At 70.4% G+C, this 23,023-nt stretch carries 20 protein-coding genes and 2 pseudogenes; 8 read left to right on the top strand and 14 right to left on the bottom strand.

Annotation, left to right across the window (positions count from 1 at the left end; all coding sequences use genetic code 11):
• Nucleotides 1-26: 26 nt before the first annotated feature.
• The 3 genes from FB457_RS24735 to FB457_RS24720 all read right to left on the bottom strand — a co-directional run bounded on the left by FB457_RS24735 (nt 27) and on the right by FB457_RS24720 (nt 4,256).
• Nucleotides 27-860: a UbiA family prenyltransferase gene (locus tag FB457_RS24735; protein WP_052770569.1), complete on the bottom strand. Its 834-nt coding sequence runs from the start codon at nt 858-860 to the stop codon at nt 27-29.
• A 103-nt stretch (nt 861-963) separates the two neighbouring features.
• Nucleotides 964-1,845 (bottom strand): NAD-dependent epimerase/dehydratase family protein, encoded by an 882-nt coding sequence (locus FB457_RS24730; RefSeq protein WP_486589124.1) that lies wholly within the window; start codon nt 1,843-1,845, stop codon nt 964-966.
• 881 nt (nt 1,846-2,726) lie between these two features.
• Complete coding sequence (locus FB457_RS24720) at nt 2,727-4,256, bottom strand: FAD-dependent oxidoreductase (protein ID WP_145783335.1); 1,530 nt, start codon at nt 4,254-4,256, stop codon at nt 2,727-2,729.
• Between the two features lie 544 nt (nt 4,257-4,800).
• Between FB457_RS24720 and FB457_RS24715 the strand changes: the two genes are divergently transcribed.
• The gene (locus tag FB457_RS24715) at nt 4,801-5,010 is read left to right on the top strand and encodes a DUF317 domain-containing protein (protein WP_145783409.1); all 210 of its coding nucleotides are present in this window, start codon (nt 4,801-4,803) and stop codon (nt 5,008-5,010) included.
• A 334-nt stretch (nt 5,011-5,344) separates the two neighbouring features.
• Nucleotides 5,345-6,028 carry a site-specific integrase gene (locus FB457_RS35390; RefSeq protein WP_186462042.1) on the top strand — a complete coding sequence of 228 codons (684 nt, stop codon included), beginning with the start codon at nt 5,345-5,347 and terminating at the stop codon, nt 6,026-6,028.
• 218 nt (nt 6,029-6,246) lie between these two features.
• On the opposite strand, the gene FB457_RS24700 is transcribed toward FB457_RS35390, so the two are convergent.
• The gene (locus FB457_RS24700; protein ID WP_145783332.1) at nt 6,247-7,383 is read right to left on the bottom strand and encodes an amidohydrolase family protein; all 1,137 of its coding nucleotides are present in this window, start codon (nt 7,381-7,383) and stop codon (nt 6,247-6,249) included.
• A 376-nt stretch (nt 7,384-7,759) separates the two neighbouring features.
• Entirely contained in the window at nt 7,760-7,990 is a 231-nt protein-coding gene (locus tag FB457_RS24695) for a hypothetical protein (RefSeq protein WP_052770572.1), read from the bottom strand.
• Between the two features lie 99 nt (nt 7,991-8,089).
• On the opposite strand from FB457_RS24695, the gene FB457_RS35385 reads away from it, so the two are divergent.
• Nucleotides 8,090-8,248 carry a hypothetical protein gene (locus FB457_RS35385; protein WP_164492612.1) on the top strand — a complete coding sequence of 53 codons (159 nt, stop codon included), beginning with the start codon at nt 8,090-8,092 and terminating at the stop codon, nt 8,246-8,248.
• 277 nt (nt 8,249-8,525) lie between these two features.
• Here FB457_RS35385 and FB457_RS36395 read toward each other — a convergent pair.
• Nucleotides 8,526-8,743 (bottom strand): annotated as a pseudogene (locus FB457_RS36395) (NF041680 family putative transposase); the annotation flags it as partial.
• Here FB457_RS36395 and FB457_RS24685 point away from each other — a divergent pair.
• Complete coding sequence (locus tag FB457_RS24685; RefSeq protein WP_164492613.1) at nt 8,736-9,191, top strand: aromatic-ring hydroxylase C-terminal domain-containing protein; 456 nt, start codon at nt 8,736-8,738, stop codon at nt 9,189-9,191. The pseudogene FB457_RS36395 and the gene FB457_RS24685 overlap by 8 nt on opposite strands.
• An 86-nt stretch (nt 9,192-9,277) precedes the next feature.
• A complete protein-coding gene (locus tag FB457_RS24680) occupies nt 9,278-11,428 on the top strand; it encodes an MMPL family transporter (RefSeq protein ID WP_145783330.1) in 2,151 nt (716 codons plus the stop codon).
• A 203-nt stretch (nt 11,429-11,631) separates the two neighbouring features.
• On the opposite strand, the gene FB457_RS24675 is transcribed toward FB457_RS24680, so the two are convergent.
• Complete coding sequence (locus tag FB457_RS24675) at nt 11,632-13,080, bottom strand: HAMP domain-containing sensor histidine kinase (protein ID WP_047019386.1); 1,449 nt, start codon at nt 13,078-13,080, stop codon at nt 11,632-11,634.
• On the bottom strand, nt 13,077-13,769 hold the full coding sequence (locus tag FB457_RS24670; protein ID WP_047019387.1) for a response regulator transcription factor: 693 nt from the start codon (nt 13,767-13,769) through the stop codon (nt 13,077-13,079). Before FB457_RS24670 ends, FB457_RS24675 begins: the two co-directional genes overlap by 4 nt.
• Nucleotides 13,770-13,792: 23 nt before the next feature.
• On the opposite strand from FB457_RS24670, the pseudogene FB457_RS36390 reads away from it, so the two are divergent.
• Nucleotides 13,793-14,173 (top strand): annotated as a pseudogene (locus tag FB457_RS36390) (NB-ARC domain-containing protein); the annotation flags it as partial.
• 139 nt (nt 14,174-14,312) lie between these two features.
• Here FB457_RS36390 and FB457_RS24660 read toward each other — a convergent pair.
• Both FB457_RS24660 and FB457_RS24655 read right to left on the bottom strand, forming a co-directional pair.
• On the bottom strand, nt 14,313-14,879 hold the full coding sequence (locus FB457_RS24660) for a TetR/AcrR family transcriptional regulator (RefSeq protein WP_047019388.1): 567 nt from the start codon (nt 14,877-14,879) through the stop codon (nt 14,313-14,315).
• 4 nt (nt 14,880-14,883) lie between these two features.
• A complete protein-coding gene (locus FB457_RS24655) occupies nt 14,884-16,353 on the bottom strand; it encodes an MDR family MFS transporter (RefSeq protein WP_145783328.1) in 1,470 nt (489 codons plus the stop codon).
• Between the two features lie 309 nt (nt 16,354-16,662).
• Between FB457_RS24655 and FB457_RS24650 the strand changes: the two genes are divergently transcribed.
• The gene (locus FB457_RS24650; protein WP_145783326.1) at nt 16,663-16,944 is read left to right on the top strand and encodes a TetR/AcrR family transcriptional regulator; all 282 of its coding nucleotides are present in this window, start codon (nt 16,663-16,665) and stop codon (nt 16,942-16,944) included.
• 22 nt (nt 16,945-16,966) lie between these two features.
• On the opposite strand, the gene FB457_RS24645 is transcribed toward FB457_RS24650, so the two are convergent.
• Complete coding sequence (locus FB457_RS24645) at nt 16,967-17,893, bottom strand: EamA family transporter (RefSeq protein ID WP_347614183.1); 927 nt, start codon at nt 17,891-17,893, stop codon at nt 16,967-16,969.
• 39 nt (nt 17,894-17,932) lie between these two features.
• Here FB457_RS24645 and FB457_RS24640 point away from each other — a divergent pair, with 39 nt between their 5' ends.
• Nucleotides 17,933-18,463: a MarR family winged helix-turn-helix transcriptional regulator gene (locus FB457_RS24640; RefSeq protein ID WP_173534907.1), complete on the top strand. Its 531-nt coding sequence runs from the start codon at nt 17,933-17,935 to the stop codon at nt 18,461-18,463.
• A 306-nt stretch (nt 18,464-18,769) separates the two neighbouring features.
• On the opposite strand, the gene FB457_RS24630 is transcribed toward FB457_RS24640, so the two are convergent.
• From FB457_RS24630 to FB457_RS35375, 3 genes are all read right to left on the bottom strand, one after another.
• A complete protein-coding gene (locus tag FB457_RS24630) occupies nt 18,770-19,084 on the bottom strand; it encodes a hypothetical protein (RefSeq protein ID WP_145783324.1) in 315 nt (104 codons plus the stop codon).
• 647 nt (nt 19,085-19,731) lie between these two features.
• On the bottom strand, nt 19,732-22,248 hold the full coding sequence (locus FB457_RS24625; protein ID WP_078898568.1) for an ABC transporter permease: 2,517 nt from the start codon (nt 22,246-22,248) through the stop codon (nt 19,732-19,734).
• On the bottom strand, nt 22,248-22,946 hold the full coding sequence (locus FB457_RS35375; protein ID WP_047019394.1) for an ABC transporter ATP-binding protein: 699 nt from the start codon (nt 22,944-22,946) through the stop codon (nt 22,248-22,250). The genes FB457_RS24625 and FB457_RS35375 overlap by 1 nt, the downstream gene beginning before the upstream one ends.
• Between the last annotated feature and the right edge of the window lie 77 nt (nt 22,947-23,023).

Raw genomic sequence — 23,023 nt, 5'->3', positions numbered from 1 at the left:
GTGTGGGTGAGCGGGTGCTGACGCCATCAGCCGGCCACGAGCAGCACGACGTCGAGCAGGGCGATGGCCAACGCGGCCCGGAAGGGGGTGCGCCCCCGGGCGACCAGCGTGAACACCGCGAGGACGGCCACCGGAGCGAGGGACACCCCTGCCCACCACGAGGGGGTACCGGCGGGACCGAGCACGGCGAGCAGCGAGGCTGCCGGCAGCAGCACCGCGGCCAGGACGCGCGAGCGCCGTCCGCCGAGCCGGTGGGGCAGGCTGCGGACGCCGGTGCGTGCGTCGTCGGCGAGGTCGGGCAGGGCGTTGAGCAGATGTGCCCCGACGCCGAGCGCGGCCCCGGCACCGATCATCCACAGCGGTGCCCAGACCGGGGTGGGGCCGGCGAGGGTGACGATCGACGGTAGCGTCCCGAAGCCGCTGACGTACGGTACCCAGGACCACGAGGTGGCCTTGAGCCCGAGGTTGTAGACGTGGCCCGCACCGGTGCCGAGGACGACGTTGACCAGCGCACTGCGCCAACCGCAGAGCATGGACAGTACGAGACACGCGAGCGCGGCGGTGACCACGGCACGCACCACCCAGCCGACCGGGAGGGCGCCGGTGGCCAGCGGCTTGTCGGTGCGGCCGACAACACGGTCGCGAGAGAGATCACGCAGGTCGTTGCCCCAGCCGATCGTCAACTGACCAGTGAACACCGCTCCGGTGACGACGACGGCGTCGAGCGGCTGCAGGTCCGCGCGGACCGCGAGCAGGGCCGTGACGGCGGTGACCGCCAGGGCGGGCCCGCCGTGGGCTGCGGCGAGCAGCGCAAGCACGGGCGACGGTCCGGGGCGTGCCGGAGCGGCATCGGTGGTCACTGGAGTCGCCGCACCGCCACCGGACCCCGGCGGGTGGCGTCGCCAAGCGCGCCAAGCCGGGTGCGCGGCTGCAACACGGGCGCCCCGCCGGACGTGGCCTCCCTCATGCCCCCGACCATCCCGGCAGGCGCGTCCGGGCCGTCCGAAAGGCCATACCCGGCCACCCGGTCTCGAACTGCTGCAGGCGCGCATGCCAAGCAGCCGGCATGACGGCGCGGACCGCCGCCAAGGGCACGTGCACCGGCCTGGCACCGAGCGCGTCCGCGATGACCGCCGCGCTCACGGGCGTATCGGCGGTGAGATGGAAGGGATCCGCCACGCGCTGGCGGAGCGCCACGGCGACATCGTCGGGTGAACCGTTGCGGTAGTCAGCCCTCGGTCCCTCAGCAGGGCCGGCAGCAGGCCGGGCATCCTGCTGAGTACGAGGGCGGACACTGCATACCAGAGCGGGGAGCAGGCCGGCGCCACCCTGCCCGGCGAACCCCGGCCACGGTCGGGTGACGAGCGCGCCGGTGCCGGAGGCCGCGTGCTGGTCGAGGAGGCGTTCGGCTGCCGGCTTATGCCGGCTGTGCCAGGAGCTGGGCATGCCCTTGGCGGGCCAGGACTGCTCGACCCCACGGTTGTCCTTCTTGGGAGAGCTGGCGCCGAACGAGGACTTGTGGACCAGGTGGGGGACGCCGGTCTCGGCGACGGCCCTGAGCATCCGGCGGATACCGCCGATTCCGAGTTCGGTGAGGCAGGCGCGGTCGTGGGGCAGCTGAAAGCCCCAAGCCGAGTGAACGACCGCGCCCGTGGACGCCCCGACGAGCGTGTCCTGGCAAGCCACGGTGCTGAAGTCCACCGAGCGCCAGTCGACGCCACGGCTGTCGGGGCCCTCGGACCGCCGCCGGGCCAGGCATGCGAGGCCGTAGGCGTCCTCGACACGCAGACCTTGCACGACGACGGAACCGATGGTCCGGCTCGCCCCGGTAATCGCGACACGCATGCACATCAGGTGCCCCGTCGCTTCTCCGCTCACACGAGGCGTTGCGCCATCTGGCGGACACGGCAGTTGGCCGACTCCTCCGCCCGCTTCGATCCGCTAGCCGTCCGGGACCTCTTCATCCTCGCCAGGGAGTGCCGGGCCTTGCCATTGCGCCGGCCCTCCGCCTCGGGCTTCGTAGCGCCATGGCGCGCCGCTGAGTTGCTCGCCCTCAAGCAGATCGTGGCGGGGCAGTGGCGGGCCCTCCTGCCGTGCATCGCGGTGGTGGCCGCGTCCAACGGGGCCAACGACATGGTGCTTCACCTATATGCCGATACATCTCACCGAGGCCCTGGACTGGCCCAGGACCCAGCGACTCGGCGTCGTCATCGTCACCATGGTCGCGGTGATCGCCGTCGTCACCACCGTCGGGCGGCTGAACGACCGCGTCGGCCGCAAGCCGCTGCTGATGGCCGACATGGTCGGCTTCGTCGTGGTGACGGCCCCCGCCTACCTCCTGCTCCGCGAGGGCTCCGCCGTCGCCGTCCTCGGCGGCATGCTGCTGCTCGGCGGCAGCCTGATCTGCCTCCAGGGCACCATGTCGGTGACGCTGCCCGCACTCTCCCCCACGGACATCCGGTACGGCTCTCTCCATCGGCTACAAATTCTCCGTCGCGGTCTTCGGCGGCACTACCCCGGCCGTCATCGATGCGCTCGTCCAGGGCCTCGGCACCTCGATGGCGGCCGCGTACTCCACGATGGCCTTCGCCGTCGTCGGCATCGTCCCCGTTCCGCGAAGAGAACAGGGACAGCAACGCCGCCCTCTGACGCCGTCTCAGGCCGCGCCACCGCTCGGGTTCTCCCGCCCGCCGGCACCCCTAGCCGTGGCGGCGGCGCGGCGGGCGTCACGCCTCTTCGCGTGACTCCTCGCGTCCGGTGGGCCGCAGCGGACGGGTGGCGGGCCCCTGCAGTACGTGCCCGTCGACGTCGAAGCGCGATCCGTGGCACGGGCACTCCCACGTCGTCTCCGCGTCGTTGAAGCGCACGAGGCAGCCCAGGTGGGTGCAACGGGCCCGGACGCGGTGCAGCTTGCCGTCCGCGTCGCGGTGGACGGCGACGTGGCCCGTGCCGTGGCGGACGACGGCGCCGCCGCCGCGCGGCACGTCGTCGGCGGAGGCCGCCGTGGCGCCCGAGAGCCGGTCGCCGGCGAAGCGCCGGGCCACGTGGGCCTGGTTGCCGAGCAGGTGCGGGCCCTCGCGCAAGGGGTGCAGCCGACGCGGGTCGTACAGCCCGGCCCAGGGCGGCTCGTCGCCGGTGAGCAGCCCGGTGAGCAGCCGGCCGGCCATGACGCCGCCGCTGATGCCCCACCCGGCGAAGCCGGTCGCCACGTACAGGTGACGCGCGCCCGGGTGCAGACGGCCGACGAAGGGAACGTGGTCGCCGGTCCAGTTGTCCTGGGCGGCCCAGCCGGCCGCCGGCTCGGTGCCCGGGAAGTACTCGTCCGTCCATCGGTTCAGCCGCTCCAGCCGCGCCCGTACGTCCCGTGCGCCCGGCGTGAATTTCTCGCCGGTGACGATCAGCAGTCGCCGGCCCGGACCGTACGGGGCGGTGCGTGCCGAGCGCGTGCGCTGCTCCTGCGTGAGGTACATGCCGCCTGGGTCGTCGGCCTCCGGGATGACGCGGGTGACGACCAACTCGCGCCGCGGCCTGAGCCTGGCGAAGAGCAGGGCGCGGTCGAGGATCGGGTAGTGGGTGGCGACGACGACGTCGCGCGCCTGCAGCCGGGTGCCGTCGGCCGTGGTCAGGACGCACGGGTCGGCCGCGGAGACCGAAGTGACCCGGGAGCCCTCGAAGACCAGCCCGCCCCTGGCCGCCAGGTCGTCTGCCAGCCCAAGGAGGTACTTGCGGGGGTGGAACTGGATCTGGTCGTCGAGCCGGACCGCGGCCCGCACCGGGAACGGCGGTCCCGTTGTTCCGTCGCCGTCGACCAGTTCCACGGCCAGCCCGGCCTCGGCCGCCGCCTCGGCCTCCTCCCGCACCTCGGGCAGGCTCTCGTTGCTCTGCGCGTACGTGAAAGCGGGCGCCCGCTCCAGCTCGCAGTCGATCCCCAGCTCCGCGCTGAGGTCGGCCACCCGGCGGACCGCGTCGGCCTGCGACTCGGCGAAGTGCCGGGCGGCGGTGCGGCCGTGCGCGCGCCGTACGTTCCGGTACGCCTCGCTGTGCAGCGCCGACAGCTTCGCAGTGGTGTGGCCGGTCACCCCTGCGGCGATCCGGCTGGCCTCCACCACGGCGACGGACAGGCCGGCGGCGGCCGCCTCCCACGCGGTGGAGAGGCCCACGACACCGGCGCCGACCACGGCGAGGTCCACGGCGACGCATTCACGCAGCGGCGGTCGTGGTTCTCCGGGTGCGGTTTCGATCCAGTGGCTCGTCATGTGCGTCGCTCACCTTTCCGGCCCCGAGCGCCCGTTGCTCCCGCCGAGCCCCATGACGCGGACTTCCGTTCATGGCGGGTGTGTTGCTGCCACGTCCGGTTACGCCCGGGGGAGCGGGCCACGCACCTCCTGAGGAGCCGGAGCGCGGACGCGTATTTTGTGAGTTTGATCCTGAATGAGGATAGCCGACGACGAGGCCGGCCGGCTGAACGCAACAGCCGGGGAGGCACCATGCCGAGCGGTTCGAGCCGCAGCTCCGCCCCGGCGCCCTCTCGGGCCGCGGCACCGGACTCCACCGCCGCGGCACCACGGCCGCTCGCCCATGCACGAGGGCCGGCGCAGGCGCAGGCCCGGGTGCCGCGAACGGCGAGTGGACGTCCCGCCGTCACTCGCCCGGCCGAGCCGCCACTGAGATCCGGTCGCGCGGCGGCGGGAGCCGGTTCGTGGTCACGACCGGCTGAAACCCGATCGCCGCTGGACGAACGGGACCGCGCGCGGATCATCGGTGTGAGGAGGCAACACAGGTGGTTGCTCCGGGAGTGGACTGCGAACGCCGCGCGCCGCCCGCAGGGACACCAGCGGCCCGGCCGAGTGGTCGGCCTACTTCACGACCGGCGTGCCCGGCGAAGAGGTGGCCGATTTCCTCACCGCCCTCGACGCACGCCCCCACTCCGCGGTGCCGCACGTTCGCCCCGAGGTGGCCCGCCGGGTAGCGACCACACCGTCCACGCGGCCATCGGCCACCCGGGGCTGATGAGGCTCGTCGAACTTCCCTACCCTGCGCTCGGGGGTGGGACAGACCTGGTCACCTTGACTCCCCACCTGAAAGCCGCCGATATGGCGCCGGCGCGTCGGGTGACGCTTGCTGCCCGTCCTGCCCTGGCCGACGAGACTTCGTCCGGTCTTGGCTCGCCCTTCAACGCGGGGGCGGGAGAGCCGTCGACCGCGGCTCGGCGAGGAGGACCTCGTACAGCCGGTGCCACACTCCCGCGTCGGCCCCACTCGGACCACTTGACCAATCGGCGTCAGCAGGTCACGCCGGAGCCGGCACCGAGTTCCTCCGGCAGGTGCTCCCAGGCGATCCCGCTGTGGAGCGCGAGCGGGATGCCCGCTACCGGCATGTCCTCGACCCGATCCTCAAGGATTGGCTCGCGGACGGCGCCGAGAGCCTGCGCGAGATCACCCGTGACGACGTCAGAAGGGCCATCGCCACCCGCAAGGGGACGCCGGCCCGCTCAATCCACATCGTCCTGCGGAATGTCTTCCGGGCCCTTCGGCAAGAGGGCGTGACCTTCCGCGATCCCACCCGCGGCCTCGTCTTCGCCGGGATCAACAAGATCCCGCCTTCCGTGCCCTCAGACCGACTGGCCGACGTCCTCAGCCATGCGCAGAACGACTTCCAGCGCTTCGTGATGGTGCTGGTCTGCGTCCATGCGCTCAGCGGCACCGACATCCGCCACCTGCTGCTCACCGACCTCGACCTGTCCCGTGAGCGCCTCATCGTCCGGCGCCCCGGGAAACGGCACATCATCTACCTGGACGAACTCACCTACCGCTGCGCCTCCGCGTGGCTCCGCGAACGTCACCGCCGCTGGCCAGTGACCACCAACCCGCATCTGCTGATCAACCGATGGACCGCGGTAGACACCACTCACTCGCCCATCGGACCACGTTCACCGCCGTCTTCCGGCCCACCGTACTCACGATGCAGACGCTACGGCAGGACCGGATCCGCGACGAGGCACTCGAGGTCGACGACCCGCTGCACCTGATGCGCCTGTTCGGTATCTCCTCGCAGACCGCAATGCGGTACTTGACTGCGGCTCACCCCGAACGCACCGCGAAGCTTCCCCGATGAGGCGAGCGGCAGCCATCAACCAGCAGAGCCGTTGCATGAGGACCGCGTGATGCGGCAGCCGCGCATCGCATACTTCGGCCGTACTCTCGCCTCACAGCAAAGCATTCTTTCACTACGGCCGACGCTGGCGTATCACTTCACGGGCACTTTCATTCCGAACAGTTTCTCTGCATTTCGGAACGCAATCTTTTCCTTGTCTTCGCGTGGCAAATCGACTCCGCGGAACCAGTCGGTCTGCTCCTTTATGTCCGCGAACGGGTAGTCGGTTGCGAACATCACTCGATCCACGCTTATGTAATTCAGCAGGAGATGGAGCAGTTCGGTCTGGGGGAATGCGCTGGTTGTGACCCAGAAGTTGTCCTGGAAGTATTGCCCGATGGGCTTCTCGAGCGAGTCTTCTGTTGGCTCGCCCATGTCATTGACGATCCGCTCGTAGTAGAAGGGAAGACCTTCGCCCATGTGGCCGATGATGATTTTCAGTTTGGGGAATCTGTCGAAGACCCCGTACGTGATCATCCGAATGCATTGGGTCAGCACCTCCTGGTGCCAGCCATATCCAGACCCACTGAGAATGTAGTCTTGGTAGTCTTCCGTGTATTCAGACCGTGTGGTGCTGTAGTAGATCTTGAAGACCTCGTCAGCTGGATAGCCGGGATGCAGGTAGATCGGCACATCGAGAGCAACGGCACGTGCCAGCACAGGCTCGAAATCGGGATGATCGAGATACTTCTTCGCGATGTGTCCGTTGGTCAGTGCGCCCAAGAAGCCATCTTCCCGAACCGAGCGTTCCAGTTCGTCCGCCGCCGCCTCCGGGCTCTGCAAGGGCAAGGTGGCGAAAGCCTTGAAGCGGCCCGGATATTTAGCGATTGGCCCGTCTACAAGTTGCCGGTTAAGACGATAGGCAAGGTCGATGCCCCTTTGCTCAGGGACATTTTGCACGGAGGGTGTATGAGCAGAGAGGATTTGAACGTTGAGTCCCCCCGCATCCATATCGCCGATGCGGCGTTGACCTAGATCCGAAAGGCCAATTTCCTCAAGGAACGCTATGTGATCCTGATTGATGGAGTTCAGCTTCAACAACGTGGGAGTCGAAAAGGTCTCCTCCGTGCCGATGAAGGGCAGGTCCCGGTCTCGCAATGCAATGTCCGCAGTCTTGTCCGCAGTCTTGTTCCCGTCCGCTGCCGAAACGGCGGCATACGCGGACAAGCCGGCACCAGCGCCAAGTGCCGTGGAAGCGGCTAGAAAGCCGCGACGTCCCATAGACTTCATGTCAGTCTCTCCTCAGGTGTTTGTGTGGTGCGGTATCCGTACGGCATCCGTCTGCGAGATGCTTCAGATCGACCCTTCGTCGTTGCCAGGCGCGCCCAGGTGTCCACCCACGCCGCGCCCCCCTTCGACCTCGACGCCGGCCACGCCGGTCCCGCCGAAACACTGCCAGCCAGCCGAGACCACGGGTCTTCGCGTCCTGCTCGCGCACCACGGCAGCGCCGCCCGACGGCACCGCGTACACGACGGCGTGGTGCGCGATGACAACGTTCTCCGGTGCGAATTGGGTCCCGGTCAGGAACGCCGTCGTGGTCAGGCCCGGATCGATCACCTGGCACCGGTACCCGTCCGAGCCGCCACCCTCCGGCGGCGCGGGTGTCTAGGGGTGGGCCATCCTCAGGTCGAGGAACCGCTCGCCGACGCGCAGCGGCTGGGGTGGAACTGACGACCCGCCCGCGTGCGCGCTGTGCGGGCCGGCCGCGGTGGGCCCCGCACTGTTGTCGGCGTGCGACCCGCGGGCGGCGACAGGGAACACTGTCGCCCTGGTGGCCGTCCCGAACTTCAACCGCCCGGGCGGCGCTTCCCCGGACGGCGCTGCGTCGACTGCCATCACCAGCCTCCTGCATACGGGTTGCATCGCTTATCTGGATGCCTACTTCCTACCGAGCGAACCTGAGACGAACGTTAGAACCCGTCCGCAATCGTCGCGATGGAGAGGCCGGACGGATGCTCGACGACTGCGGCGGAACTCCTGTCCTCGCTGGAGGACGCAGACACTTCAGCTCTGTCCAAGGCGGCGGAGTGGCGCCAGATCAAGCACTGGCAGCCCGCGACTCCTGGCGCGGCGATCTTCAATTCGTGGGACTGACGGGTCACTCAACCTGCGATGGCACGAGCTCAAGGTCCGGTGGCGCAGGACAACCGTTCCACTCGTCGGCGCGTACACCGAGGCCCGGCGCTCCAGCAGAGACGTCATGCAAGGTGCCGTTGTGGAGGCTGCCGTGCGCCTGCCAGGCGGGCGATACGTCCCCCACCGTGATCGTGTGTCTGCACCGCCTGCGCCCCCGCCGCCGACAGGGCCTCCGCCTCCGAACCGATGGCAGCGGGCGCGGGCGCGATGGGCCGACCGGCGCGCCCTGCCAGGACCTCGGGTGGACCCGGTCCCACGCCTGGGCTTCGGCCTTGCCGTAGTTGGTGGTGTCAGTGAGGGCGGTGATCGCCGCCTCGGGCCAGGTCTCGGGGTTGGCGAAGCGGGACTCCTCGCCGTGCTTCGGCGGTCGCCCGCCCGGGGACAGGCCAGGGCGTACTCCTTGATCGAGGGCCTCGGCAGCCGTACCAGCCCGACAGAGGCCCTGATGCGACCCGGCCCGCAGACGAGGGCGCTGTGGGAGATGTTCTCCGACCTGCTCGACGACGCCCACCGGTACGTCGCCGACCTGCTCGCCGGCATGGACGCCCGGTACGACCTGGGTGACGGTCACCGGTTCGTCGGCACCCTGTGCCCGGACATGAAGTTGACGCTGGAGCGGCCCGACCCGGACGTCCTCACCGCGGTGAACCGGTCGGCGGACCTGCTGCGTGAGGGGCGGGGGCCCCTGCTCGACCTCGTCGACCGCGCGGAGGCCCGAGACGCCGCGGCCGCGTGGAGCGGACGGGGCAGCACCGTCACCGCCCGCACGGGCCGGGTGGACGTCGACGCGTTGCCCATCCGGCCCGACGGCTGTGTCGCCCGGGCCTTGCCCACCGGGCAGGACCTCGACACCACCACGCTGGTGCGTGCGCTGGGCACATGGTTCGGCCAACCGGCCTGAGCAGCGTATTAACAGTCGTCTCAGGTTCGCTCGGTAGCAAGCAGGCATCCAGATAGGCGATGCAACCCGTATGTAGGAGGCCAGTGATGGCAGTCAACGCAGCGCCGTCCGGGGAAGCGCCGCCCGGCCGGTTGGCGGGCCGGTGGGTGCCGTGGTTGGTAATTGGCTTGTGGGTGGCGCTGGCGGTGGTCATGGTGCCGCTGAGCGGAAAGTTGAGCTCGGTCACCACCGACAGCGCCGTAGACACCCTGCCGGCCAGTGCCGAGTCCACCAAGGTGGCGGCGTTGGACGACAGTCTCCCCGGCGGTGACAGCAACACGTTCGTCTTCGTGTACCACCGCGCCGGCGGCATGACCGACGCCGACCGCGCGACGGTCGAGCGCCACTACAACACCCTTGCCAAGCGGTACCCCCCGAAGGCGACGGCGGCGGCCGGCGAGGACGACGAGGGCTCACCCACGAGCCCCTCCACTGACGGCAAGGCGATGATGTTCAGCCTTGAGGTGAGCACGACCTACGGCCCACCGGAGGACGTCGTCGGCCCGTTGCGTGACGCCGCGAAGGACCGCCCCTCCGGCCTGGAACTCGACGTGACCGGCCCGGGTGCGATCGACGGCGACATGGAAGCCGTCTTCGACGGCATCGACCTGCAGGTCCTCCTCACCACCATCGTCGTCGTCACGCTCCTGCTCATCCTCACCTACCGCAGCCCGGTGTTGTGGCTCATCCCGCTCGTGGCCGTGGGCGCGGCCGCACTGACCGCGATGGCGACCGTCTACCTACTCGTCAAGGGCTTCGGCATCGTGGTCAACGACCAGAACTCGGCGCTGCTGACGATCCTCGTATTCGGCGTCGGCACGGACTACGCGCTCTTGCTCATCGCCCGATATCGGGAGGCACTGCACCACCACGAGAACGTCCGGGTCGCGATGGTCCACGCGCTACGCGGCGCAGCGCCGGCCATCGTCGCGTCCGCGGCCACCGTGGTCGCCGGCCTGCTCTGCCTGCTCGTCGCGGACCTGAACAGCACCAGCGGGTTGGGCCCGATCGGCGCGGCCGGCATCCTGTGCGCACTGGTGGCCATGCTGACGCTGTTCCCGGCGGTGCTCGTGGTGCTCGGCAGGCGGATCTTCTGGCCGGCCATCCCGCGGTTCAGCACGGCCGTGGAGGAGAAGCCGGGGCTGTGGGGACGGCTCGGCACCGCCATCAGCCGCCGCCGGTGGGTGGCGACGCTCGGCTCGCTCGGAGTCCTCGGCGTGCTCGCCCTCGGGCTGGCGGGCAACACCGGCGCCCTGCGGGAGCAGGACCAGTTCCTGTCCGCGCCGGATTCGGTCACCGGCTTCACCGTTCTCCGCCAGCACTTCCCGGAGCTTGGCGGCCAGCCGATGACGATCTTCACGCGGCCGGCGCAGCAGGAGCGGGTGCTCGACATCGTCAAGGACACTCGCGGTGTGGCCCTGGCCATCCCGGAGCAGACCAGCAAGGGATGGGCCAACATCTCCGCGTTCCCGAAGGACGCGCCGGACACCGCCGCGGAGTACGACACGATCAAGCGGGTGCGCACCGCCGTGCACGCGGTGAGCGGGGCGGAGGCGATCGTCGGCGGGCCGAGTGCGGAGAACCTCGACACCGAGGTGACCACCAAGCGCGATGAGAAGCTGGTCATCCCGCTGGTGCTCGCCGTCGTCCTGATCATCCTCGGGCTGCTGCTGCGCGCGATCCTGGCCCCGCTGGTCCTGATGGCCACCGTGATCGTCTCATTCGCCGCAGCCTTCGGCGGTAGCGTGTTCGTCTTCGACACGATCCTCGGGTTCAAGGGTGTCGACTATTCGGTGCCGCTGCTGGCATTCCTGTTCCTGGTGGCGCTCGGCGTCGACTACAACATCTTCCTGGCCAGCCGGGCCCGGGAGGAGACCGTGCGTCTCGGCACCAGAGCGGGCATGCTCAAAGCCCTCTCCGCCACCGGTGGCGTCATCACCTCGGCCGGCCTTGTCCTGGCGGCCACGTTCGCGGTCCTCACCTCACTTCCCCTGGTGATGCTGATCGAGGTCGGGTTCCTGGTCACCTTCGGCGTGCTGCTCGACGCCCTGCTGGTGCGGTCGGTGCTGGTGCCCGCCCTCACCCTGCTGGTCGGCCGGCGGATCTGGTGGCCGAGCCGACTGTCCCGTCCAGCGGCGGAGCCGCCGGACGGTCAACAGTCGCTCGCCGACGACAAGGAGCCCGCGCTGCAACGGTGAGCGCAGCGGCACGGACGAGATCCGGGACGGGCCCCAGGTCCGTCCCGGATTCTTTTCATGGGCCGACGGTCGCCGCCCTTTGGTCCTGCGCCACGCGCCGGGCTGGGGTCGGCGCACCGCGGTGTCCTGCCCCGGTGGTGAGCCGCGCGGGGCCATGCCCGAGGGCCGCCCTCCCGTGTCCTGCGCCGTGCCGCCGGGGCGGGTCAGCGCACCGCGGTGTCATCCCCGGAGGTGAGCCGCGTGATCGCGGGCGGGGCCGCGGCCGGAAGGTCGACCCGAAGCAGCGCGCCACCGCGTGCGGAGCGGGCGATGGTGGCCCGGCCGCCGTGGGCGTCGACGACCCGCTGCACGATCGACAGCCCCAGACCGGATCCCGGCAGCGCCCGGGCGCTGTCGGCACGGTAAAACCGGTCGAACACCCGCGGTACGTCGGCGGCGTCGATGCCTGGCCCGGCGTCGTTGACCTCAAGCACCGCCGACGCGCCCTGGGCACGGAGCAGGACCTGGACCGGCTGGTCCGCGGGGGACCACTTGCCGGCGTTGTCGATGAGGTTGAGCACCGCCCGCTCGAGCGCAGCGGGACGCCCGCTCACCCACACGGAGGTCACGTCGAGCGCGACCTCGATGTCCGGCACGCGGGAACGCGCGCGGGTCGCGGCGGCCACCACCACGTTGGCGAAGTCGAGCACCTCGGTGCTCTCGTCGCTGACGTCACCGCGCGCCAGGTCGGTCAGCTCGGCGGCTAGGGTGCTCAACTCGGCCACCTGCGCGCCGAGATCGTTGAGCAGCCGGGTCCGGCTCTCCGCCGGCAGTGCGCTGTCCAGGGTGCCGCGCCGATCGAGCCGGATCAGCAGCTCGACGTTGAGACGCAGGCTGGTGAGCGGGGTCTTGAGCTCGTGGGCGGCGTCCTCGGCGAGCAGCCGCTGGGCCCGCCGGGAGTCCCGGAGCGCGGCGAGCATGTCGTTGATCGACTGGATCAGCCGCCGGATCTCCCCACCGCCCTCATCCGGGATGTCGGTGTCGAGATCCCGGGTGTGCGCGACACGTACCGCGGCGGCGGTCAGCCGGTCGATCGGTGCCAGCCCGGTCCGCGCCACGGTCCGCCCGACAAGGGCGCCGCCGACCACGCAGAGCAGCCCGATCAGCAGCATGCCCAACCCGAACTCGTTGATCGGTTCGTCGTCGGTGACGCGGACCACCTGGACCGCGCCGTCGCCCGCCCGCAGCGTGTAGATGAGGTAGCCGTCCTCCTCGCTGTCGCCCGACTCCATCAGGTCGGCCGACGCGCCCTGCGCCACGCGCCCGGCGCGCTCGCTGACCGGGGGCAGCGCGGGTTGGCCGGCCGGCGTCCGGATCGAGCCGTCGGGCAGGATGACCCGCACCAGCCGACCGGATCCGGGATACGGCGGTAGCTGGACCTGCGCCAGACCGGCGCGCTCAGCGTTCGTCGCCAGGACGCGGGAGTCGGCGCGTAGCTGATCCTCCGCGGTGTCCTGCAGCTCCCAGGCCAGTAGCTCGCTGGCCACCTGGAAGGCCACGAACACGCTGACCGCGATGGCCGTCGCCGCGATCACCGTCAGCCTGCTCCGCAGAGACCGCCGCCGCCACCATCGGGTCAGCCGGCGCGGTTCCCGGCCGGCGGGCCTGCTCACGGAGGAGTCTCCCGCAACGTGTATCCCAGGCCGCGCAGCGTGTAGATCAATCGCGGTTCACCCTCGGCCTCCATCTTGCGGCGCAGGTAGCTCACGTATACCTGGAGGTTGTTGGCGGTGGCGCTCATGTCGAAGCCCCAGATCGCCTCGAACAGCGCGTCGCGGGTCAAGACCCGGGTCGCGTTGCTCATGAAGAGGTGCAGGAGGGAGAACTCGGTCCGGGTCAGGCGCAGCGGCCGCTCGCCCCGCCACGCCTCGAACCTGTCGGGATCGAGCCGGACGTCGGCGAACGACAGGATCTGCGACTCCCCGTCGGTCGGCGTGCGCCGGCGCAGCAGGGCCCGCACCCGGGCCAGCAACTCCTCGGTGGCGAACGGCTTGGGCAGGTAGTCGTCGGCGCCCGCGTCCAGCCCTGTGACCCGGTCGGAGACCTGGTCACGGGCGGTCAGCATCAGCACCGGCAGATCCCGACCCGCGGCCCGCAACCGCCGGCAGGTCTCCAACCCGCCGAGGCGGGGCATCATCACGTCGAGGATCAGCAGATCCAGGGTGTCGCCGTCGGCCCCAACGACCCCGTCGAGCACGGCGAAACCGTTGGCGACGGTGCTGGTGTCGTAACCCTCGACCTGGAGCACCCGCTCCAGCGACTCACGGATGGCCGCTTCATCATCCGCGATCATGATCCGCACGCCGGCCCGCCCCCTTCCAGTCGATGTTTTTGCCGCTCATTGTCCCCGATCAACCTGAGGCCAGGATTAGAGCGTCGCTGGGAACCGGCGGCGGCACGATCCGTCGCGACACACGGCCCGGACCGTCCGTGGTGGTGGCCGTGCACGGTATGGCTGACGTCGGCAAGACCACGTTGACGGTTCATGCAGGGCGCCGGCTCGTCGACGAGGGGCACTTTGAGCGCGTCCTGTGGGTGAACCTACGGGGCCACGACCCCGGCCGGCCACCCGCCGATCCGGCGGCCGTCCTCGAAGGTTTCCTGCGGCTGCCGGGGGTGACGGGCAGCCACCTCGCTGGACTCGACCAGACGCGATTGGCCACGAGGTACCGGGATCTGCTGGCCCACCGGCGTGTACTCGCCGTGCTCGACAACGCGGCCGACGGGGACCAGGTGCGCCCGCTGCTGGCGGAGAGACCGGTCTCGCGTGCGATCTGGGGAGGACTGGCGACGGGCGCGAGGCAAGGCTGTGCAGGCCGGCTGGAACGGTGCCCGTCTGACAGCGTCATGGTGTCAGCAGCATTTGCACCGTCGGGGCGAAGCGCCGCACCACGTCCTCGGCCGCCCCCGCGCGCAGCGCGGGGCCGCGCGCGATCCCGTACATCACGCCCAGGCCCACCAGCTGGGCCACGGCCAGCTCGGCACGCAACCCGGCGTCGGGGCCGGCCAGGCGGAGGGCGAGATGATCCACCACCTGATTACGGAAGTTCACCCGCAGGACATCGCCGTCCTGGCCGTGCAGCGGAGCGAAAGCGATCCGCAGGAGCGGGTCGACACCTCGTTCGCGCTGGCCTTCGAGGATGTGCCGGACCATGTGGGCACCCAGCTCGCCGAGGGGGGCATCCAGCAGAGCACTGGCGTCGGTTTCGAAGGACATGACTCCGGCGAACAGAGCGTTCTTGTTGCCGAAGTACTTCACGATCAGGGGTGGGCTCACCCCGGCGCGTTCGGCAACGTCCTTCAAGGTGATGTCGGCATGCGGGCGCCGGGCCAGCAGGTACCGGGCCGCGCGGAGTATGGCGAGCTTGCTCGTCTCGGCGTCCCGCCGGGGGGCGGGTGCGGGGGTGCTCATGCCCTTACGCTCCCTTCCCGGTCCTCTCCGGGGCGACGGCGGGGACCCTGCGGCGTGCCTGGCGCGGCGGGTTGGCCGCCGCCGCGTCGCGCGGGATGACCAGGGCTGCGGCGCATGCCACGAGGGCGATTGCACCGGCCATGGTGAACGTCAGCAGGTAACCGTGCAGCGTGGCGACTTGGGTACCGCCGACTCCACTGGTGTGGTGTACCAGGATGGCTGCGACGGCGGCGCTGGACGTGGCCTGGCCGATCGTGCGCATCAGAACGTTGACGCCGTTGGCGGAGGCCGTCTGCTCCGCCGGGACGGCGCGCAGGATCAGGGTGGGGAGCGCCGAGTAGGCCAGGGTGGTGCCGGTGGAGACCACCGCCGCACCCGCGATGATCATCCACAGATCGCGGCTGTCGGCGATGCGCACCGCATAGCCGCAGGCGATGACGACGGCGCCCAGCGCCAGGGTGACGCGTGGCCCGCGGGCCTCGGAGATCCGGGCGGAGACAGGCGAGAACAGGAGCATGGTGATACCGCCGGGCAGCAGGCACAGGCCGGTGGCGACGATGGACAGTTCGAGCCCGTAGCCGGTGGCCTTCGGCGCCTGCACCAACTGGGCCGTCACCAGGGTGTTGGCGTAGAACGCGAAGCCGGTGAGCAGGGCAGTCACATGCGGCAGGCCGACCCGCGGCCGTGCTGCGAGTCGCAGATCCACCAGTGGCGCCTTCGCGCACAGTTGATGCCACGACCACAGGGCCAGGACCACCACGGCGGCGGGGAAGAGGACGAGGATGCGGCCGCTGGTCCAGCCCCACTGCCCGCCCTGGGAGACGCCCAGCAGCAGGCACACCAGACCAGCGGCGAGCCCCAGGGTGCCGACGACGTCGAAGCGGCCCGGCTCGCGGACCGGCGACTCACGTACCGCCCAGGCGACGGCTGCGACCCCCAGCGCACCCAGGGCGCTGGTCAGCCAGAACATCACATGCCAGTCGGCGTACTGGATCACCAGGGCAGCCAGCGGCAGGCCGAGGGCGGCACCGATCCCGACGGTGGAGCTCATCATCGCGACGGCCGATCCGCGGCGCTCCGGCGGCAGTTCGTCGCGCAGGATGCTGATCGACAGCGGTACCACGGCGGCCGCCGCACCCTGTAGCGCACGGGCCGTGATGATCACGGTGATATCGGAGGAGAGCGCGCACATCACCGACCCGACCGTCATCAGCGTCAGCGCCGAGATGAGCACCCGCTTCTTGCCGTACATGTCGCCGGCCCGGCCGAGCACCGGAGTGAGTACTGCGCCGGCGAGCAGTGTCGCGGTCACCGTCCAGGACACCGTTCCTGCCGAGGCGCCAGTAAGCCTCGGGAGGTCCGGCAGGAGCGGTACGACGACGGTCTGCATGACCGCCATCAGGATCCCGCCGAAGGCCAGTGACGGGATGGTGAACCGACCCCGCAGGCCGGGTATCGGGGCGGGTTCCGTCATTTACGCGCTCCGGCGAGTCGACACGATGCGGTGAATTTCCATTCACCGTATCAGGTGAATTGGAATTCACCCATGCGGAGCCAAAGCATCCAGTTCGTCGGTAACCCCAAGTCGTGCACCCGCACCTACGAGACCGCCGACCTGCTGGCCGAGGTCCACGCGGAGCCGATAGCCGTACTCAATGAAGGCGTTCGGGCCGCCGATGTGCGTCTCCCGCGGGGGAGCGGCGGCTGCGAGGGCCGGTACCGACGGCCACGTGCACCGATTGCCGGGGCCGGTCCATGGTCAGATGGGCTCTGCGGTCATCGAGTGTTCGAGGAGCAGACCGTCCCGACACGCGGGCCTGTCCATGAGGCGATCTCGAAGTGCCGGCCGGTGGGCGGCTTCCGAAGAGGTCGCCTGTGTGGGGTGCCGCCTCACTGGACGAGATCGCTCGCGGCCGCCGGCGTCGGCAACGCGACGCTCTGCCGGCACTTCCCGACGCGTCAAGCGCTGATCGCGGCCGTGTACGACGACCGGTTGCGCCGAGTGCGTGCGGCCGCCGAGGAAACCTGCACCAGCCAGCCGGCGTTCGAGGCGCTGATGACCTGACTGCGCCTGGTCATCGACCACATCAACCGCCTGCTGTCCTTGATCCTGGAGGGCATGCAGAGGTGGTCCGCGGTGCGTCGGCTGTCCGCTCTCGCTCGGCTCGGCGTGTGGTGGGACGGGCGAGGGTCACACTCGCCAAGGTCAGTGCCAGCCCCGCTAGTTGGCGACCGGTCAGCGTCTCGCCCGCGACCGCGGTGCCCAGCAGCACGCCGGTGACCGGGTTGAGGAGGCCGACCAGGCCAACGGTCGCAGCCGGCAGCCGGCGCAGGCCGGCGAACCAGGCGACGAAGGCCAGCGCTGTGGCGACGAGGGCGACGTAGCCGAATCCGAGCAGTGCCGGAGCATCGAGCGCCGGTGGCCGGCCCTCGATGGCCGCGGCCGCCGGGAGCAGGATCAGTCCGCCGGCCGCGAGTTGCCATGCCGTCGTGGCTAGGGTGTCGGCGCCGTCGCTCCAGCGTTTGGCGAGGAGGTAGCCGCACGAGGACATCGCCATGGCGCTCGCCGATGCGAGGACGCCGACGGGATCGATCGACGCGCTCGCGGTCAGCAGCATGACGCACACGCCGGCCGCGCCCGCCACCGCCGCTGCCAGATGGCGTGCCCGCGGCGGCTCGCGGACCAGGGGCCAGGCCAGCACCGTCATAACCAGTGGGGCGGTGGCCATGACGGTCGAGGCCACGCTGGTCGGCAGGCGCTGCGCGGCCACGTAGACGAGGGCGAAGAACCCGCCCATGTTCAGCACACCGAGCACCAGGGACCGCCACCACCAGGAGCCGCGCGGCAGCGCACGGCGCACGGCGAGCAGCAGCAGCCCGGCCGGCAGGGCCCGTATCGCCGCGCCGTACAGCGGTCGTTCGGGCGGCAAGTACTCCCCGGTGACGTAGTACGTCGTGCCCCACGCCACCGGTGCGATCGCGGTGATCACCGACCAGCGCAAGGTAGCTTCCATGGAAGCAAATATACCTTCCCTGGAAGCTAGTGCGCTAGTATGGACCTTGTGGAGGAGAACAGCGCAGCACCCCTGGACCATGTCGCCCGGATCCAGGCCGAGTGGGCTCGGGAGCGCCCGGACCTGGACGTCACCCCGCAGGCGGTGATCGGCCGGCTGCACCGGCTGGGTGCCCTGCTGACCCGGCGACTGTGCCTCGTCTACGACCAGTACGGGCTGAGCGAGGGCGAGTTCGACGTGCTGGCGGCCTTGCGGCGGGCGGGCGACCCGTACGAGCGGGCGCCCGGCGAACTGGCTGCGCACACCATGGTGACAACGGGCGCGATGACCAAGCGGATCGACCGTCTGGAACGCAACGGGCTGGTTACCCGGCGCCGCTCGGCGAGCGATGGTCGCGGCCGCGTGGTTGCCCTCACATCGGCCGGTCGCAAGCTGATCGACCGGGCCTTCACGGACCACATGCGCAACGAGCGCGGCCTCCTCGACGCAGTCTCCCCCGAGGAGGCAGCCCAGCTGCGGACCCTCCTGACCACGTGGCTCGCCCGCCTGGAGCAGCTGGACGGGACTTGACCACCGCGGGGCAGCCGAGGCGGAGCTGCGCACCCTCCTCGGCGCGAGGCCGGCCACGTCCACTTCCAGGATCACGGCCGCCGTGCGGCGGGCCTGGAGGTGGCGGTCACCGACATCGACCGTCTCGACGTGGACCTCGGCTGAGGCCGGATTTCTTGTGGCGGCGCGCAGTCGCTCGGCAGTGGCGCTGATCGAGGTTGCCTCTCGGGTTGCCTTCTCGGCCGAGTGCGAGACCATCATGAGCCCGCCCGCAGCTCTGGCTGCATAAACCCTGCTGTCACCCGGTCATGCAGCAGTCCCCAGCCCTTAGGTCGAGCTGGGCCGGAGGCGAATCTGCGTCGTGCGTGCAAGTAGCTCGTCACTGACCATGCGCCTCTGCGCTGCGGTCACGACGGCGTTGACGGCCAGCGCGAGCCCCGAGACCACCACGACGGTGCTCACAACCACCCATCGTTCCGTCACCGAGAGGTTGGGAGGTTCGTTGACCACGGTCAGGAAGGGCGTGGTGATCGCGATGGTGGCCACCGCGGTGGCGAGGGTGATCCGTGGGGTGTCGATCGCCGCGGCGATCAGCGGCGCGGCAACGAACCGACCGATGAAGGTCAGGTGGACAGGGGTCACGAGGTTGAGGAGGACCGCGATGCAAAGGAGGACGGCCGGGAAGAGGCGCACGTACCAGCGCGGAGCCGACCACGCGCCAGGGAGGTCTCGGAAGCGGGACGGACACGGCTCCCATCTGATCCAGGCACACAGTTGCCAGGAAAGCACCGGGGCACCAAGCGACGTTCTTCACCCGAGTGATCTCCTGACCACCCACCGGCCAGCACGCTACGCCGGTGGTCAGCCCGAGGGTCGTGCGCTTGTCCCGGGCCACGCGTGGGCCACGGGGTGGCCGCGGCGCCGGCTGACCACCTCGGTGCGCCCCCCCGGGGGCGTGGTCGATGACGGTATCGGGCGCCGTGTGCGTCGAGGAGCGAGACGAGTGGCACGGCTTGACCTCCGCGCTGCGCTGCCCCAGGAAGCGGACGGCGACGCGAGCCAGGGCGCGGGTACACCGGTGGCTTTCCCGACTCGCCGGCGGGGTCCCCACCACCCCGCGCAGAGGATGCCGCGCACCAAGGGGCGGCAGGACGTCGAACGCGGCGGCGCTCCGCGCCGGGAGCGGCCCCCGCGAAATGGGCGGAGGCCGCCGGGGCGACCCTGCGATCGCCCCGGCGCCGTCACCACAACGGGTCACTCCCCGGCGGGGTCACCAAGGCGCGAGGAGGTCACTCCTGGGCGAGTAGCTCCCGCAGCGGCGGGTTCGCCCGGCGGGGACCGGCGACCCACAGCGCAAGCAGCATGCACAGCGCCACCAGCGGCAGGCTGGCCACGGTGAGCAGCAGGGGCACGGTCACCGGCGGCAACAGCCCGCTCTGCCCCGCCTGCGCGTCGAGCATCGCCGGGATGGCGAGGAGGCCGACCGGCAGCGCCACGACCCATGAACTCACCGCGATCAGCAGCGTCTCGGCGGTGAGCTGGCGGCTGACGCTCTTGCGCGTCGCGCCCACGAGCCGGGTCAGTGCAAGGCCACGCTGCCGCTCGACCAGCCCGGACGCCAGCGTGGCGCCCCCGACCATGACCGCGAGGAGGAACATCACCCAGGCGAACGCCTCGAAGGCACTCACCAGGCGGGCGGTGATGCCGCCGAAGGCGGCCCGCACCTCCTCCTGGGTGCGCACCTTGGCCCGCGGGTAGCGCTCGGCGACCGTGTTCTCCAGGGTTGCCGCGACCTCGGAGACGTCCGCGCCCTCGCGCACGCCGACGAAGTACTCGTACACCCCGTCCGTGGCGGCGAGCTCCCGGTAGAGCGCGGTGCTCGCGATCAGCATGCCGCCGTCGGAGGCCGAGTCCTCGACGATCGTCCTCACCCGCAAGGCTCGTTGGCCACTGGGCAGCGGCATGTCGAGGGTGTCGCCGACCTCCATGTCCTGGGTGCGGGCGAAGTTGGAGGAGATGGCGATCTCGTCGGGTCCGAGAGCGGTGAGGAAGTCCTCCTCGCCCTCGGCCACCTCCAGGTCCGTGGACAGCTCGTGGTCGGAGGGCCAGTTCCAGACCTGCGTCTTCTTGCCGTCCAGGGTGACGTAGGCGTACGTGAACGGGGTGACGCCGTCGACGCCGTCCACGGCGCCCAGCTCTTGGCCGAGGGACAGCGGGAACTTCTCGTTCTGGAGGTTCTCCCCGACCCCGGCGGCCTGGACCACCAGCTCGCTCTGGGTCCAGCGGTCCACCGACGCGCCCACATCGTCCTTGATGCTGCTGGACACCCCTGCCATGGCGATGGAGGTCACCACGGCGACGGTGAACGTGATGCTGAGCACCGCGTTCCGCCGCCAGCTCAGTTGGAGCTGCCTGCCGGCACCGAGACGCATCGGCCCCGGCTCGCCCCGCCGCAGCAACGCGCCCACGACCACGGGCAGCACGACACAGAGCAAGGCCGCACCGCCGAGCAGGAACAGCAGGCTGGCGGACCTGACCATCTCGCCGCCGAACGCGACCAGCAGCACCCCGATGGCGACCGTGACCAGCCCGGCCACGAGCGGCCGGCGTGTGCCGCCCGGCATCAGCGCGATCCGGTCGCGACCGGTGACCGCCTCGATCGCGGTGATCGCCGTGAAACGGCGTACACCGGACAGCCAGGCGGCGGCGAACATCACCACGGCGGCGGCGAATGCCCCCGCCACCGGCACCTGCCAGGGCACGCCTGGGGTCACGGCCTGCCCCGTGAGGTTGGTGATCTGCTCGGTGAACGAGCTGAGCAGTGTGCCGACCCATACGCCGAGGGCCGCACCGACGACGTACGTGCCGAGCAGCAGCGGCACCATGACGGCGGCCGAGCCCAGCATGAGGTGACGGGTGCGGACGCCGAACAGCCGCATCCGGGCGAGCGTGGAGCGGGCGTCGTCGAGGGCGAGCCGCCAGGTGAGGAAGAGCACCACGGCGGCGGTCAGCACGGCGATCACCGCGAACAGCGCGAGGATGGTGACCGATGTCTGGAAGGTCTTGCTGTAGCCGGAAAGCAGGTCCTCGGGGTGCTTGACGTCGGCGGCGCCGTCGACCGCCGCCTCGGCCTCGGCGGCGACCGTGTCCCGGTCGCCGTTCCCGGGGTCGAGGAGCAGCACGTCGGCGGTGTCGCCACGGTCGAACGCGGCTGCGACGGTGGGCAGGGGGGCGATGACGACCGAGCCGCGGTTGGCGACGTCCCCGCTGAGCAGGCCCGCCACCCGCCACGTCTGGACGCCCTCCGGCGAGCTGATGCGGACCGTGTCGCCCTCGCGGACGCCGTGGTCGCCGGCCCACGTCTCGGAGAGGAAGACCTCGTCGGCGCCGAGCGGGGTGCCCCCGACCTCCGCGGCGAGCTGGTCGTCGACGAAGCCGGCGAGCGCCTCGTCGACACCGAAGAGGACGACCGGCTCGTTGTCGGAGCCGGCGGACGTCTGCGCGGTGGTGCTGAGGACCACCGAGCGGGAGCCCTCCGCGCCCGTCCGCTGCTCCGCGCGGTCCATCAGGCTGCTGTCCATGCCGCCGGGGGCACGGGCCTCGACGGCGACGACGTCGGGCCGGATCCCGCTGATGGACGCGCCCTTGATGGCATCGAGCACGGAGACGGAGACCAGCAGCATCGCGGTGGTCAGCAGCACGCCGCCGATGCCGGCGGCTATCGCCGAGGCCATCCGGGCCGGCCGTTGCCGCCAACTCCTCCCGAGGGCACGCGCGACGAGGCGCGCGGAGTCGAGGTCGGCCATCACGCCTTCCGCTTCGTGTTGACGATCGCACCGTCGGCCATGGTGACGACCACATCGGCGCCGGTCGCGAGGTCCATGTCGTGAGTGATGATCAACCCGGCGGCGCCGAGCGTGCTCACGAGCTTGTGCAGCAACTCCTGGACTCGACTGCCGTTCTCCTCGTCGAGCGCGCCCGTCGGCTCGTCGGCGAACACGACCGCGGGCTCCACGACGCAGGCACGGGCGATCGCGGCGCGCTGCGCCTCGCCACCCGAGACCTGACTCGGCCACTGCGCGGCGCGGTGGTCGAGGCCGACCTCGCCCAGCATGTCGCGGGCGCTTCTGAGAGCCTGCGAGAGCTTCACACCGCTCATGACGAGGGGGGCGGCCACGTTCTCCGCAAGGGTGAGTGAGGGGATGAGATTGTCCTTCTGGAGCACGAACCCGATCTTGCGTGCTCGTAATGTGGCCATCTCGGCCTCGCCCAGCGAGGAGATGTCCCTGCCGAGCAGGGTGACCGTGCCCGAGGTGGGTCGGTCGAGGCCGGAGAGTACGTTCGCCAACGTGGACTTACCGCTACCACTCTTGCCGACGATGGCAACGAACTCGCTCGCCAGGACCTCTATGGTGCAGTCCTTGAGCGCCGCCACGGTGGTGTCACCGCTGAGGAATTCCTTGCGCAGCAGCTCGCCGCGCAAAACTATGTCGTTCGCTGTCACTCGACGGACCGTCCCTGTGGGTTCTCGTGTATGGCAACGGTGTGTTGTTGTGGAAATCCTACTGTGAGCGATCCGTG

Source organism: Streptomyces sp. CNZ287, assembly GCF_007827615.1.
This window is presented reverse-complemented; position numbering and strand designations above follow the sequence as displayed.